The organism is Streptomyces corallincola (assembly GCF_019104725.1).
Classification (GTDB): Bacteria; Actinomycetota; Actinomycetes; order Streptomycetales; family Streptomycetaceae; genus Streptomyces; species Streptomyces corallincola.
Genome location: NZ_JAHRXF010000007.1, coordinates 104,179 through 118,097, shown reverse-complemented (window position 1 = coordinate 118,097; position 13,919 = coordinate 104,179). Strand labels below are relative to the sequence as shown.

Here is a 13,919-nt window from a genome sequence, read left to right as displayed (position 1 = left end):
GTTGGTTCGTGGCGTGCGGGACTTGGGGATCGGAGGCGGGCGGACAGGGTTCGGGGGGTGAGTCCTCTGCCGGAGCTGCGGTATCCCAGTGTTTCCGAACTGGTGGCGCACGCAAGGGCGTTGGCGGTTCAGGAGCCGGGTCTCTGCGTGTTCCGGCAGGTGGGGCGCTCGCGGGCCGGGCGTCCGGTGGAGGTGCTGTCGGTGGGGCGGGCCCGGCGGGCGGTGCTGGTGGTGGCCGGGGCGCACGCCAACGAACCGGCGGGCGGTGCGACGCTGCGGGTGCTGGCCGAACGGGTGCTGGCGGAGCCGGAGTTGCGGGACGGAGTCTCCTGGCACTTCCTGCTGTGCGCCGATCCGGACGGCGCGGCCCTGCACCACACCCCGTCGCCGCGCAGCCTCTACGACTACCACCTCGGCTTCTACCGGCCCACCGGCGCCGAGCAGGTCGAGTGGTCACCCGCCGTCCTGCCACCGGACCGGCTGCCACCCGAGACGCGGACCCTCACCCGGCTCATCGACGAGCTGCGGCCGTACCTCCAGGTGACCCTGCACGCGACCGAACTGGGCGGTACGTGGGTGCAGTTGACGCGGGACGTGCCGGGGCTCGCGGAGCCGTTCGCCAAGTCGGCCGCGCGGTGGCACATCCCGGTGGAGATGGGCGCGTCGGACGCGGCGGGCTGGCCCGTGTCGGGGCCGGGGGTGCACGTGATGCCGGGGCCGGACAGCGCCGCCGCCTATCCGAGCATGCCGGACGACGCCCGGCACAGCACGTGGTACCACACGCACCGGTACGGCGGGCTGACCGCCGTGGTGGAGGTGCCGATGTGGGCGAGCGACCTGGTGGGCGACCCGGCCCCGCACCCGGCGCCCGCCGCCGCGATCCGGCGGCTGGCGGCCCGGCTGCTGCGGGACTCCCTGACGGTCGAGCGGGTGCTCACCGACGCGCTGCCCCGGCTGGCGGACGCCGACGGCCCACTGCTGCGCGCCGCGCGCTGGGCGGTCGGCCTCGCCCCCGGCCTGGCCCGCGACTGGACCGACACCCCTCCGGCCGCGACGACGATGGCGTACGTCGGCAGCGTGGACGCCTTCGGGCGGCGGCTCCCGCTGCGCGCCGCCTCCATGCTGCTGCGGGTGCTGCGCGAGCGCGGCGACCCGGCCGTACCGGGCCTGGAGCGGCTGGTGGCCGACTGGTGCGCGGCCTTCGCGGACCGGTTCCACGCACGCTGGGTGCCGGTGGAGCACCAGATCGGGCATCAGTCGCGGACCGTGCTGGCGGCGGCCCGGCACGCCCGTGAGCAGGAGGGCTGAGTCTCCCCCGCCCCCGCTCCCACGGGCCCCGGCCGTCGCGGCGGCGGCTCAGTCCGCGTCCAGCGCGAACACCGCACCCGCCATCCGGGTCATCACGCAGTGATTGGTGTACGTCCGGCGGAACTCGACGGTACGCCCGCTCCACCGCCCGTGGGCGTGCACGGTCACCGGGGCGAAGATCATCGGGCAGAAGGTGCCGGTCCGGGGCGGGATCGCCTCGAAGTCGCCGTCCGCCGAACCGAGTTCGGCACACGCCTCACCGGCGTGGGGGTGCCCCTGGGGTGGGTCGCACAGTAGGAGGGCGCCGCGGGTACCGGTGATCGGCGCGGCTCCGGTGGGCTGTCCGGTGCCGCCGGGCTGTCCGGTTCCTCGGGTCACGGTCAGGGCGAGCCAGTCGCCGGGCGGCGCGTCACCGGGTGCCGCCTGTGCGGGGCTCGCGGTGAGCGGCCCGACCGAGAGCAGCAGGGCGCCGGTGAGGGCGGCGGCTCGGGTGAGGTAGGTCATGTGCGGTACATCGGCACACGCGCAGACGTACCCGACCCGGCTCACCCGAACGGGGTCCGCGAGGTCATCGGTGGGACAGCAACAGGTCGCTTGGTGAACGGAGTTGACGCGTCCTGAACTCCTCGTCCGGCCGGTCAGCCTCCCGAGAGCCGGAACGCCGCCTCGCCGAAGGCCACTTGGTCACCGTCCCGCACCACGACGGACCCCAGTACCCGCCGCCCGTTGACGGTGGTCCCGTTGGTCGAGCCGAGGTCGCGCAGCACCCACATCCCGCCCTGCTGCCGGAGTTCGGCGTGCACACGGGAGACCGACTCGTGGTTGAGGCGGAGTCCGTTGGCCGGGTCACGGCCGACGCGCAGCGGATGCCCGTGCACCCCGTGCGGCAGCAGCAGCTTGGGCAGCTTCTCGGACCGCCAGGCCCGGCGCAGCCGTACGGTGAAACCGGAGACCGCCTCCACGGTGCCGAACACCGCGCGGGCGAACCGGTTCTCGCGGGGCAGATCGGCGACGAGGGCGGCGAGTTCGTCGGAGCGGCGCGCGGCCAGCGCGAGTTCCATGCGGTGGACGAACGTGTCGTGCGAGAGCCGGCCCAGCGCGACACCGTCCCGCAGCACCTGGAGCACCTTGTCCCGCTCCGCGTCGGACAGCCGCGCGGGATGCACGGGGAACTCGAAGGACGACGTCACACCTGTGATTGTCGAACAGCGACCCCCGGAGTGTCCAGAAACGGGGGAAGCCGGGGAATCCGGGGGGAGTTGTACGGTCGGTTCCGCGACACCCGGCGCGAAAGGGCGTGATTCGACGGCGGATTGATCGCTTTCGCGGCACGATGGACGGGCGAGATCACGCTGAGCAGACGAAGGGGAACCGTCCGTGCAGTTCGAGGTGTGGGCACCGCAGGCAGACCGTGTGACGCTCCATTGCGACGGCGCCGAACAGCCGTTGGGACGCGATCCGGAGCGGGCCGGGTGGTGGTCGGGCGAGGCCGCGGCCGGGGACGGCACGCGGTACGGGTTCGCGCTGGACGGCGGCCCCGTGCTGCCCGACCCGCGCTCGCGCCGCCAGCCGGACGGCCCGGACGGGCTCAGCGCGGTGGTGGAGCACGGCACGTACACCTGGCGGGCCGACTGGGCGGGGCGCGGGCTGCCGGGCGCGGTGCTGTACGAACTCCACGTGGGTACGTACACCGGCGAGGGCACCCTGGACGCGGCGGCCGGGCGGCTGGAGCACCTGGTAGAACTCGGCGTCACACACGTCGAGTTGATGCCCCTGTGCCCGTTCCCCGGTACGCACGGCTGGGGGTACGAGGGGGTCTCGCTGTGGGCGGTGCACGAGCCCTACGGCGGCCCGGAGGCGCTGAAGCGGTTCGTGGACCGGGCGCACGAACTGGGCCTGGGCGTCGTCCTGGACGTGGTGCACAACCACCTGGGCCCGTCAGGCAACCACCTCCCGCTGTTCGGGCCGTACTTCACCGACACGCACCACACGCCGTGGGGTTCGGCGGTGAACCTGGACGCGCCCGGTTCGGACGAGGTGCGCGCGTTCCTGCTGGGCAGCGCGCTGGCCTGGCTGCGGGAGTACCGGATCGACGGGCTCCGGCTGGACGCGGTGCACGCGCTGTGGGACACCCGCGCCCGGCACTTCCTGGAGGAGCTGTCCGCCGGGGTGGACGCGCTCTCCGACGAGGTGGGCCGCCCGCTGTTCCTGGTGGCCGAGTCGGACCTGAACGACCCGCGTTTCATCACCGCCCGCGCCGATCACGGTCTCGGTCTGCACGCGCAGTGGAACGACGACTTCCACCACGCCCTGCACACCGCGCTGACCGGTGAGGCGCAGGGCTACTACGCCGACTTCGCGCGCGCCCCGCTCGCGGCCGTCGCCAAGACCCTGACCGGCGGCTACTTCCACGACGGTACGCACTCGTCGTTCCGGGGCCGCGCGCACGGCCGTCCGCTGGACCGGGCGCGGGTGGCGGGGCACCGGCTGCTCGGCTACTCCCAGACCCACGACCAGATCGGCAACCGCGCCCAGGGCGACCGGCTCGCCGCGACCCTCTCCCCCGGCCTGCTGGCCTGCGCGGCGACGCTGACACTGACCGCGCCGTTCACCCCGATGCTGTTCATGGGCGAGGAGTGGGCGGCGGGCACCCCCTGGCAGTTCTTCACCGACCACACCGATCCGGAGCTGGCCGAGGCGGTACGGCGGGGCAGGCGCCGGGAGTTCGCGGCGCACGGCTGGGCCGAGGAGGACGTACCCGACCCGCAGGACCCGGCGACCCGCGACCGCTCCTGCCTGGACTGGTCGGAGCCGGGACGGGACGCGCACGCCCGTGTCCTCGCCTGGTACCGGCGCCTGATCGCCCTGCGCCGCGAACAGCCCGACCTCACCGACCCCGACCTCGCGGACACCAAGGTCGCCTTCGACGAGGACGCCCGCTGGCTGGCCTTCCGGCGCGGTGACGTGCGCGTCGCGGTGAACCTCGGCAAGCAGGAGACGGCGATCCCCCTCGGCACCGGCCGCGTGGAGGTGCTGGCCGCCTGGGACCCGGTCGAACAGCCGGGCCCGGACGGGCTGTTGCACGTACCGGGCGAGTCGTGCGTGGTGCTGGTCCAGCCCTGAGACGCCCTCCCTCGCGGGATCACGGGGGGTACGGGGCTTACGGGGCTTAAGGGTCGAGGCTGTCCTCGTCCTTCAGTTCCGTGACGCGTTCCAGCAGGATCGGTTCCCAGGCACGGCGGAGCTGGGTGCGCAGGCGGGCCGGGGAGGCGGCGGGGGTGCGGCCGTCGAGGTGGTCGGTGAGACGGAGGACGGTGTCGCAGCGGGCCAGCCAGAGGCCGCGCAGGCAGGGGCGGGGGCCGTACCCGGTGAGGGTCGCGGCGCGGACGGCGGCGGGTGAGCCGACGGCCAGGGCGAGGGCGGCGATGTCCTCGGCCGGGTCCCCGAACGCGGTGCGGCTCCAGTCGAGGGCGCCGCGCACCCGCCCGTCCTCGCTGACCAGCACATGGTCTCCGGTGAGCGCGCGGTGGCTGAGGACGGCGGTGCCGGGCTGCGTGGCGAGGTGGGCGGCACCGGGCCCGGTGAGCTGGTGCAGTCGGCCGGGGTCGAACTCGTCGGCGGCGGCGAGCCGTTCGGCCGCGTGCACGGCCATGCGGCGCAGCGCCTCCAGGGAGCGGGGCGCGGCGTGCGGCACGCCCAGGGTCTCCGCCTGGCGGACCGGCACCTCGCGCAGCCCGCCGAGGAGTCCGGCGAGGTCGGCCTCGCCGAGCGCGGACACGTCCCGCTCGTCCGCGACCGCGCCGGGCAGCCGGGTGTCGAGGGTGCAGGCGAGACCGGGCGCCCATTCGGCGTGGGCGACGCCGACTGGCAGGGCGACGGGGACGTACGGGCGGACGAGTTCCCGCAGCCGGAGTTCCCGGCGCAGGGAGACGGAACCCTCGCGGTCCGGGGCGAGCCGCAGCACATGACGTGTGCCGACCGACCAGGTGTGCGTGCGGCCCTCGGTGACGGGCCGCACCTCCGCCGCGTCGGCGTGCTCCCCGCTCTCCTTCAGCAGGGAGCGGACGAGTCTGCGGACGGTGTCCGCGGTGGGGGTCGGTGCCTGGGTCATGTGTCGTGCCGTCGCCGTTCCGGGAGGTCGTCGTGGGGTGTGCCGTGGCCGCTCACTCCACTATGACCATCTCACGGGTGGTGTCGTTGAGGCGTCGGCCGCCGTCCGGGGTCACGGTGACGATGTCCTCGATGCGCACGCCGAACCGGCCGGGCAGATAGACACCGGGTTCCACGGAGAAGCACATGCCGGGCACCAGGGGCTGTTCCTCGCCCTCGATCATGTACGGCGGCTCGTGGGTGGTGACGCCGATGCCGTGCCCGGTGCGGTGGATGAAGAACTCGCCGTACCCGGCGGCGTCGATGACCGCGCGGGCGGCCCGGTCCACGTCCTGGCAGGCGGCGCCCGGCCGGACGGCACGCACCCCGGCCTCCTGGGCGGCGCGCACCAGGTCGTGGACGGTGCGCTCCTCCTCGGTGGGCTCGCCCACGTGCACGGTGCGGCTGGTGTCGGAGCCGTAGCCGTCCTTGAGGCCTCCGAAGTCGAGGACGACCATGTCACCGTCGCCGACGACCCGGTCCCCGGCCTCGTGGTGCGGGTTGGCGCCGTTGGGGCCGGAGGCCACGATGGTGAAATCGACCTGCTCGTGGCCGAAGCCACGCAGCAGGTCCGCGAGGTCCCGGCTGATCTCGGTCTCGCGGCGCCCGGCGAACCGCACCGCGCGGATCTCCTCGAAGGCCGCGTCCGCCGCCGCCCCGGCCGCCGCGAGCAGCTCCACCTCGGCGGTGTCCTTCACCGCGCGCAGCATGGGCAGCGCGTCGGTGAGGGAGGCGTACGAGGTGCCGGGCAGGGTGCGCTGGAGGCCGAGCAGGTGCATGGCCCAGGCGTTGTCGCTGATTCCGAAGCGGCCCGCGTGGTCGAGGAGCTTCGCGGTGACGGCGTACGGGTCGGTGCCGTCGGTCCAGCGGCGGAAGGTGAGCGCGGACGCGCCGACCGCGTGTTCGGCGTCCGGTGCCTCCAGGGTGGGGACGACCAGCACCGGTTCCCGGCCGGGGGCGAGGACGAGCATCGTGAGGCGCTCGGTGTCCGCCGGGGGCGTGTACCCGGTCAGCCAGACCATGTCCGGGCCGGGCGCCACCAGCAGTCCGGCGAGTCCGGCGTCGGCGGCGGTCCGCGCGGCGCGGTCCATGCGGGCGCGGTGGTCCTCGGCGGTGAAGGGCCTGGTACGGGCGGTCATCCGGGCCTCCGGGCACGGTCGGCGGAGCGGGGCCGGGCGACCCCAGAGCAGCATCCTGCCCGGTCGGGGGCACGGTTGCGAACTCGCCACCCGCGCCTCCCGCCGCGCGGGCCCGCCCGCTCACACCACGACTCCGGGTACGGCGGTGAGCTGCTGGAACCCTCCGCCCGCGTGCCGGACGGTGAGCGTGACACGGGTGCCGGGCCCGACCCGGGCGACCGCACGCGCCAGATCGGCGGCCGTGTCCACCCGCGCGCCGCCGAACTGGAGGAGTACGTCACCGCGCACGAGGCCCGCCGTGTAACCGGGGCCGGGCACATGGACGGCGATCACGAGCGCGCCGGGCCGTTCGTCGTCCACGGCCTCCAGACCGAGCGTGGCGGGGACGGCCGGGGCCGCCGGGGCCTCCGGGGCGGCAGCGGCGAGAGGCGCGGTCGGGGCCGCCGGGGCGGCGGGCCGCGCGGGATTCTCGCGGCCCGCCGCCCGCCCGCCCAGGCCGGTGACGGCGGCGCCGACGGTGCCGAGTCCGATGCCGGAGAGGACCAGGACGAGGCCGACGAGGAGTCCGGGCAGCGGGGACCGGACGGGGCGGGCCCGGCGGCGGGGATGCCGGGGCGGTGTGCGGGTGGTGGGGCCGGTACTGGTGCCTGTGTCGGTGCCGGTGGTGGGGCCGGTGCTCGTGGTGGGGTCGGGGGTCCGGCGGTCCCGGCCCGGCATCGGCCGGGGCCGCAACGCGGTGTCGTCCATGATTCGCTCGCCTCCGGCTGGTGCCTACCCGGAGCGACGGCCGCCGACGAGACTCGAACGAGTGAGACTGCCGTACGGCGCGGCGCGGGTATCGGCGTGGCGCGGGTACCCCTGCCGGTGGAGCCGCACCCGCGCGCCCCGGAACCCCCTCCGTCACACCGGCAGCCGCACCCCCGTGGGCGCCCGGTCCGGCAGGAAGCCGTGGGCCCGGCTGCCGAGCCAGGCGGCCTTGTAACGGTCCACCTCCCGATGCCAGTTGAGGATGCCCGCGACCCAGTTCTGGAGGTCCAGGACATAGCCGTCCATCGCCGCGCGCCCCTCCGCCGACAGGTCGAAGTCGTCGTAGAGGACGGGGAGTTCATGGGCGATGACGTGCTCGAACTGTTCCATGCGCTGGTTGAGGAGGTCGCCGACGACCTTCAGCGCGGTCGGGTAGTCGATGCCGAAGAAGTTCTGCACGACGAGGACGGCGTTGTGCATCTCGCCCTCGTACTCGATCTCCTTCTGGTACGAGAACACGTCGTTGAGCAGGCAGGCGTAGTCGATGGCCGCGTTCTCCAGCGAGCGGACGGGTCCGCTGCGGTACATCTCGGGCGGGATGGCGGGGCCGTGGCCCATGCGGCAGAGGCTGAGGGTGAGGTCGGAACCGAAGGTGGAGCGGCGCATCTCCAGGTAATCGACCGGGTCGGGTACGCGGTTGAAGATCTGGTTGGCCAGCTCCCACACCCAGCTCTCGGTCATTTTGTCCACGGCCGTCTTCAGGTTCTGCCGCTGCTCCGGGGTCATGGCGGCGGTGGTGTCGGCCCACAGGTCGATGAGTGAGCGTTCCATCGCGTTGGCGGGTACGAGGGTGGGCGCGCCCTCGACCGGCATGCACTGGGAGAGCCGGGCGGTGGTGAGGCGGGCGGCGGCCAGGTCCCTGCGGTGGCCGTAGACCAGCGGGTAGTAGTCGTCGCCGTAGGTGCCGAAGGCGAGCCAGCGGGCGCTGAGGTCCAGGGCCTCGGGGGTGGCGTCCGGGTCGAGCCCGGCGGAGCAGAGCGCGAGGTCGTAGGCGCGGAGTTTGTCCTCGTCCCAGACGCCCTCGCCGAGGATGCCCATGCGGCCGGTCCACTCCACGAGGTTGCGGCGGGCGGCGTCGAGGTGGGGGCTGAGGGTGAGCGGGTAGGGCATGCGGAACTCGGGCAGCAGGGAGGGTCCGACGTGCTGGAACGGTACGTGGGCGTGGGCGCGGAGCCGTTCGGCGGCGGCCGTGGCGAGCAGGGCGCCGATGTCGGCGGCGGCGAGTCCGGGGCCGCTGGGGAGCTGCCAGGGGGTGCTGGAACGGGCGCCCTCGTTCATGTAGCGGCTGGAGCGCAGGTGCCATTCGTGGCCGCCGGACTGCCAGTCCTGGAGCCCCTTGGTGTACGCGGCGACGGCGGCGACCTGGTCGGGGGTGAGTCCGTTCTCCAGGGCGACGGCGGGCACCTCGGTGAGCGCGGTGTGCTCGAACTGGTGCAGCCGGGAGGTGAGGACGTCGTTGACGGTGTCGGCGGCCTCCTGTGTGGTGCAGCCGAAGAAGGTCTCCAGGACCAGGACGCCGTTGCTGTTCTCGCCCTCGTCCTCGACCTCGCGCTGGTAGGAGAAGAGGTCGTTGCGCAGGTGGACGGCGTCGGAGAAGGTCTCCATCAGCACGCGCAGCGGGCGGCTCTCCGCGACGGAGGCGGGCACCTCGGCCGTGGCGTACTCCACGAGCCCGGCGGACCAGGGGGCTCCGCCGACCTTGCGGCGCATCTCGATGTACTCGACCGGGTTGGCGATCCGGCCCTCGTTGATGTTGGACAGCTCCCACAGGGACTCGTTGAGCAGGTGTTCGGTGGCTACGGAGAAACGGCGCCGCCACTCCACGGACATGGCGGGCACGGTGCGTTTCCACAGGTCCGCGAGGCCCGCCTCGACCGGGTTCTCCGGCGCGGGCATCGGGGTGTCGAGGTCCAGCGGCATGAACAGCGGCAGGCGGTCCAGGTGGGCCTTTCCGGCGGCGCGGTCCTGGGTGCGCTTGAACATGTCGAGGAAGTGGTCGTCGAAGAAGAAGACCCACACGTACCAGTCGGTGATCAGCGAGAGGGCGGGGCCGTCGCAGTCGGGGTGGGTGTAGGCGCACAGGAGTCCGTAGTCGTGGGCCTCCAGGTCGGCCTGGTCCCAGATCCCGGAGCCCTCCAGCATGCCCATCTCGCGGGCCCACGCCGTCGAGTGGGCACGGGCCTCCTCGACATGCGGGTTCAGCCGCGCGGGATACGGCATGTAGAAGTGCGGGAGTTGAAACGGCTGCGTCATGGCCGGGGGCTACCCGGCGCCGGTGTACGCCATCCGGGTCGGCCCCCATGATCACACCATCGCGTGAACGCCACCCGAAACACCCCGAGAGCGACGTTTCCCTGTGATGGTGACCGGCGCTCCCCCGAGTCAGCCCAACTGACCCACGGCTTCCGTGGCGATTCGATCGATGACGGTCTGGTCAGCGGCGAAGTCCGAGTCGGGGATCGGCCAGTGGATCACGATCTCGGTGAAGCCGAGCTCCTGGTGGCGGCCCGCGAAATCGACGAAGGCGTCCACGGACTCCAGCGGCTTGTTCCGGTCGGGGGTGAAGCCGTGGAGCAGGATCTTGTCGAGGTCGGCGACATCCCGGTCGGCGTCGGCGCACGCCTTGCCGAGCCTCTCGATCTGACCGCGCAGCGCCTCCACCGACTGCTCCGGGGTGCCCGTCTCGTACAGCCTCGGGTCCCCCGTCGTCACCCACGCCTGCCCGTACCTCGCCGCGAGCTTCAGGCCGCGCAGGCCCGTCGCCGCCACCGCGAACGGCAGTCGGGGCCGCTGCACGCAGCCGGGGAGGTTCCGGGCCTCCTCGGCCGTGTAGAAGTCGCCCTGCTGCGAGACCGCGCCCTCGGTGAGCAGGCGGTCGAGCAGCGGCACGAACTCACCGAACCGGTCCGCCCGCTCCCTCGGTGTCCACGCCTCCTGACCGAGCGCGGTGGCGTCGAAGCCGTTGCCACCGGCGCCGATACCGAGGGTGACGCGTCCGCCGGAGATGTCGTCGAGCGAGATCAGTTCCTTGGCGAGCGTCACCGGGTGCCTGAAGTTCGGCGAGGTGACCAAGGTGCCCAGGCGCAGGCGGTCCGTCGCCGTGGCGGCGGCGGTGAGGGTGGGCAGGGCGCCGAACCACGGGCCGTCACGGAAGGTGCGCCAGGACAGGTGGTCGTAGGTGTAGGCGGCGTGGAAGCCGAGTTCCTCGGCGCGCTGCCACTTGGCACGTCCTCCCTCGTGCCAGCGGTCCACGGGAAGGATCACGGTGCTCAGGCGCAGGCTCATGCCGGTGAGCCTACGTCGAGCGCGGTCCCGGTCTCGGCCCGACGTGGGCGAGTCCCCGCTGATCGGGCACGGCGCTGTGCGGCGCCGGGCCGCCCACGACGGCGAGACCGCTCACGTCGTGATGGTGGTCGGCCATCCGTGGCGGGAGAAGAACGGGCCGCCCTCCCCGTACGCGGCGAGGGCTTGTACGGCCGTCGGGAACACCGGCTCGGGAAGGTGTCTGGCGGGGAGCCACTGGACCGTCAGGTGTTGGTCGGTTCGGTGTTGATCAGTTCGCGGTCCCTGTGTCGGTGGCGAAGGGGGATGCCCGCTCCCGCTTGGAGTGCGGGCGCCTTCAACGCCCGGATACGAGATGGTGGAGTGGCAGTTCCGGGGCCGTTTTCCCGAACATGAGTCGAACAAAGGGGAGTTCAGGTGGTCCAAGTACGGCCCAGTGAACAGATACGTGGCCTCGGCGTCGTGCAGCGCGGGGCCCCCGTTCTCGCTGAGCCTGCCCGCGCCTTCGACCTGTCCACTGAGCGCGCGGCGGCCGAGCAGACCGTCGAGCGGCTGTTCTCCTCTATGGAGCGGATCGGGCAGGTCCACCCCTTCGCCAAGGGCATGGGCATCGCGGCGCCTCAGATCGGCATCGGCCGGGCCGCCGCCGTTGTCCAGCCTCCCGGCCCCGGGGCTGCGACGATCGTTCTGCTGAACCCCCGGATCACCGACCGCTCCGGCGACGAGGACGAGCAGTACGAGGGCTGCCTGTCGTTCTTCGACGTTCGCGGCATGGTCCCCCGGCCGCTACGGATCACCGTGGAGACCACCACGCTGGAGGGCCAACTGGTGACCACCACCTACGAACGCGGGCTCGCCCGGCTGGTCCACCACGAGATCGACCACCTCGACGGCCTGCTCTACACCACGCGGATGCGGACGGGCGTCGCTCCCATCCATGTGGAGGGGTACCGCCAGACCGGGCGGGCGTGGGACTACGAGCAGTAGTGGCCCAGACGGGGCCGAGCTCCTCGCTCCCCTCGGGGCCGCCGTACGGCGGGCGGCCCCGGTGGATCAGCCCAGGGTGATCTCCCGCTCCAGTTGCGAGGCGAGCGCCAGATAGCGCGGGCGGCGGTGCACCGGCACCATGCCCCGCACCATCAGCTGCCACATCTCGGCGACCCGGCGGGGCAGCCGGGAGACGGGTTCGAGGGAGCGTCCGGCGATCCGGGTGCCGACGAAGAAGCAGACGAGCGAGTGGGCGACGGCGGGGGCGTCGGTCTCGGCGTTCACATCGGCCTCGCGGACCGCGCCGGTGAGTTTGCGGGTGGCGAACTCCAGCCATTCGGTGAAGGGATGGCGCAGGGGCGCGCGCAACGGCACGTCGGCGGTGGCGAGTCGGAGTCCGGCGCGCGGGACGGGGTCCTCGACGGCGAGCCGGGCGATGCCGAACGTGGTCCGCATCAGGGTCTCCAGTGAGGAGCCGCCGCGTGCCTCGGTCTCCGCGACGATCTGCTGGGAGGCGCGGGCCTGGAGATCGAGGATGGCGTGGGCCAGGTCCTCCTTGGCCGCGAAGTGGAAGTACAGGGCGCCCTTGGTGACCCGTGCGTGGCCGACGATCTCGCTGAGGCTGGTGGATTCGTAGCCCTGCCGGTCGAAGAGGTCCGCAGCCGCTCCGATGATCGTGGCCCTCGTCTGCTCGGCGCGTAACTGCCTCGCCATCGACCGACTCCTCTGCGCGCTGCGCCGAACGGGACAAGCGGTTTGTTTTAACCGCTCGCATACGATAACTCACGGAGTGCCAAGGGGGATCGGCGATCTCCGGTTCCTCCGTACCCCGATCGTGGTGCGCGCGGGCCCGCCGTGAACGGTCCTTCACCTTTCGCAAACGCCCGACACGAAAACACCGTGTTCTCGGCTGTTCCGCTCGTTCCCGATCGGCAAGTGACGCATGGTGGGCCGTGGTGGGGAGGTGCGGTGCGCGGGAGGCGTGGTCTCCGGGTGCGGACACGGGGAGTCCGCCCGAAACAGCCGCCGTGGTCTGTGGCCGCGTTTCCGGCAGGGAGCGGGGCGGCGCGAACGGACGGCGGACGGGGCGCGTGGGACCGGACGGGGCGGGCGGGCTCGCGGCTGAACGCGGCGGGGGCGGGGCGCGTACTGGAGGCCGTACCCGTTCACGCCCGTCGAGGAGATGGCCCCCGGATGACTCGGACGACTCGGTCCACCCGCACGGCCCCTGCCCCGCGTACGGGTCCGCGTACGGCCGTGACGGCGCGGCTCGGCGCGCTCGGCGCGGGGGTGGCCGCCCCGTTGCTGCTCCTGCCGTGGGCGGCGGCGCCCGCGCTGGCCCACGGCGCGCCGACCGACCCGGTCAGCCGGGTCTACGCCTGTTCCCCGCAGGGCGGTTCCGCGAAGGACTCGGCGGCCTGCCGGGCCGCCGTCGCCGCGAACGGCGGGCCGTTCACCGCCTGGGACAACCTGCGGGTGGCGGGCGTCGCGGGCCGGGACCGGCAGGTGGTGCCGGACGGGAAGCTGTGCAGCGGCGGACTGGCCGCCTACCGGGGGCTGGACCTGCCCCGCCGGGACTGGCCCGCGACCCGGCTGACCCCCGGCGCGCGGCTCACCATGACGTACGCCTCGACGATCGCGCACACCGGTTCGTTCCGGCTCTATCTGACCCGGCCGGGCTACGACCCGGCGAAGCCGCTGACCTGGGCCGACCTGCCCGCGCGGCCGTTCGCCGAGGTCAAGGACCCGGCGCTGACGAACGGGGCGTACCACATCCCGGCCACGCTGCCGAAGGACCGGACCGGCCGTCAGGTGCTGTACACGGTCTGGCAGAACACCAGCACGCCGGACACCTACTACTCCTGCTCCGACGTGGTGTTCCCGGACCCGGCGGGCAGCGGCGGACGGGCGGAGGGCACGGCCGCGAAGCCGCCGGCCACCCGGAAACCGACGCCGACCGCCACCGAGTCGGCGCCGGAGAAGCCGGGTTCCACCGCCCGGCCCAGCGGCAGGGCCCCCGCCTCGGCAGCCGCGCACGCCGAGCACGCCTCACCGGACGGCGCGGTGCCGGGCACCCCGGTGGCCGAGGTGACGCGGGCGGGGACGGGCCCCTCGGCCCCGCTCCTGGCGGCGGGCGCGGCGGCCGTACTGGTACTCACTGGTGGCACGGCTCTGTTCCTGCGCCTGCGGCGCCGCTGACCGGGGCACCGCACCCGGATCGCCGCCGAATTCGCCGAGGAACACCGG

12 protein-coding genes are annotated in these 13,919 nt (G+C 73.3%); 4 read left to right on the top strand and 8 right to left on the bottom strand.

Annotation, left to right across the window (positions count from 1 at the left end; genetic code table 11):
* Positions 1-57 precede the first annotated feature (57 nt).
* Complete coding sequence (locus KUM39_RS07770; protein WP_217784681.1) at positions 58-1,308, top strand: M14 family zinc carboxypeptidase; 1,251 nt, start codon at positions 58-60, stop codon at positions 1,306-1,308.
* Between the two features lie 48 nt (positions 1,309-1,356).
* Here KUM39_RS07770 and KUM39_RS07765 read toward each other — a convergent pair whose 3' ends face one another.
* Positions 1,357-1,812: an SSI family serine proteinase inhibitor gene (locus tag KUM39_RS07765; protein WP_217784680.1), complete on the bottom strand. Its 456-nt coding sequence runs from the start codon at positions 1,810-1,812 to the stop codon at positions 1,357-1,359.
* Between the two features lie 134 nt (positions 1,813-1,946).
* Positions 1,947-2,498, bottom strand: coding sequence for an FHA domain-containing protein (locus KUM39_RS07760; protein WP_217784679.1), 552 nt, complete (start codon positions 2,496-2,498; stop codon positions 1,947-1,949).
* A gap of 187 nt (positions 2,499-2,685) precedes the next feature.
* Between KUM39_RS07760 and treZ the strand changes: the two genes are divergently transcribed.
* Entirely contained in the window at positions 2,686-4,431 is a 1,746-nt protein-coding gene (treZ, locus tag KUM39_RS07755; RefSeq protein WP_217784678.1) for a malto-oligosyltrehalose trehalohydrolase, read from the top strand.
* Between the two features lie 46 nt (positions 4,432-4,477).
* Here treZ and KUM39_RS07750 read toward each other — a convergent pair whose 3' ends face one another.
* The 5 genes from KUM39_RS07750 to KUM39_RS07730 all read right to left on the bottom strand — a co-directional run bounded on the left by KUM39_RS07750 (position 4,478) and on the right by KUM39_RS07730 (position 10,688).
* Positions 4,478-5,419 (bottom strand): phosphotransferase family protein, encoded by a 942-nt coding sequence (locus KUM39_RS07750; RefSeq protein WP_217784677.1) that lies wholly within the window; start codon positions 5,417-5,419, stop codon positions 4,478-4,480.
* A 52-nt stretch (positions 5,420-5,471) separates the two neighbouring features.
* Entirely contained in the window at positions 5,472-6,596 is a 1,125-nt protein-coding gene (locus tag KUM39_RS07745; protein WP_217784676.1) for an aminopeptidase P family protein, read from the bottom strand.
* Positions 6,597-6,716: 120 nt separating this feature from the next.
* Positions 6,717-7,343 carry a PDZ domain-containing protein gene (locus KUM39_RS07740; RefSeq protein ID WP_217784675.1) on the bottom strand — a complete coding sequence of 209 codons (627 nt, stop codon included), beginning with the start codon at positions 7,341-7,343 and terminating at the stop codon, positions 6,717-6,719.
* Between the two features lie 153 nt (positions 7,344-7,496).
* Positions 7,497-9,656 carry a germacradienol/geosmin synthase Cyc2 gene (gene cyc2, locus KUM39_RS07735; protein ID WP_217784674.1) on the bottom strand — a complete coding sequence of 720 codons (2,160 nt, stop codon included), beginning with the start codon at positions 9,654-9,656 and terminating at the stop codon, positions 7,497-7,499.
* A 129-nt stretch (positions 9,657-9,785) separates the two neighbouring features.
* Positions 9,786-10,688 carry an LLM class flavin-dependent oxidoreductase gene (locus KUM39_RS07730; protein ID WP_217784673.1) on the bottom strand — a complete coding sequence of 301 codons (903 nt, stop codon included), beginning with the start codon at positions 10,686-10,688 and terminating at the stop codon, positions 9,786-9,788.
* 459 nt (positions 10,689-11,147) lie between these two features.
* Between KUM39_RS07730 and KUM39_RS07725 the strand changes: the two genes are divergently transcribed.
* Positions 11,148-11,672 carry a peptide deformylase gene (locus KUM39_RS07725; RefSeq protein WP_308288078.1) on the top strand — a complete coding sequence of 175 codons (525 nt, stop codon included), beginning with the start codon at positions 11,148-11,150 and terminating at the stop codon, positions 11,670-11,672.
* 66 nt (positions 11,673-11,738) lie between these two features.
* Here KUM39_RS07725 and KUM39_RS07720 read toward each other — a convergent pair whose 3' ends face one another.
* On the bottom strand, positions 11,739-12,386 hold the full coding sequence (locus KUM39_RS07720) for a ScbR family autoregulator-binding transcription factor (RefSeq protein WP_217784671.1): 648 nt from the start codon (positions 12,384-12,386) through the stop codon (positions 11,739-11,741).
* 480 nt (positions 12,387-12,866) lie between these two features.
* Here KUM39_RS07720 and KUM39_RS07715 point away from each other — a divergent pair, with 480 nt between their 5' ends.
* Positions 12,867-13,871 carry a lytic polysaccharide monooxygenase gene (locus tag KUM39_RS07715; RefSeq protein WP_217784670.1) on the top strand — a complete coding sequence of 335 codons (1,005 nt, stop codon included), beginning with the start codon at positions 12,867-12,869 and terminating at the stop codon, positions 13,869-13,871.
* Positions 13,872-13,919 lie beyond the last annotated feature (48 nt).

Excerpts from the sequence above, each read along its gene's own strand:
- KUM39_RS07720 (WP_217784671.1), bottom strand. The coding sequence starts at position 12,386 with ATGGCGAGGCAGTTACGCGCCGAGCAGACGAGGGCCACGATCATCGGA.
- cyc2 (WP_217784674.1), bottom strand. The coding sequence starts at position 9,656 with ATGACGCAGCCGTTTCAACTCCCGCACTTCTACATGCCGTATCCCGCG.
- KUM39_RS07730 (WP_217784673.1), bottom strand. The coding sequence starts at position 10,688 with ATGAGCCTGCGCCTGAGCACCGTGATCCTTCCCGTGGACCGCTGGCAC.
- KUM39_RS07740 (WP_217784675.1), bottom strand. The coding sequence starts at position 7,343 with ATGGACGACACCGCGTTGCGGCCCCGGCCGATGCCGGGCCGGGACCGC.
- KUM39_RS07750 (WP_217784677.1), bottom strand. The coding sequence starts at position 5,419 with ATGACCCAGGCACCGACCCCCACCGCGGACACCGTCCGCAGACTCGTC.
- KUM39_RS07715 (WP_217784670.1), top strand. The coding sequence starts at position 12,867 with ATGACTCGGACGACTCGGTCCACCCGCACGGCCCCTGCCCCGCGTACG.
- KUM39_RS07745 (WP_217784676.1), bottom strand. The coding sequence starts at position 6,596 with ATGACCGCCCGTACCAGGCCCTTCACCGCCGAGGACCACCGCGCCCGC.
- KUM39_RS07765 (WP_217784680.1), bottom strand. The coding sequence starts at position 1,812 with ATGACCTACCTCACCCGAGCCGCCGCCCTCACCGGCGCCCTGCTGCTC.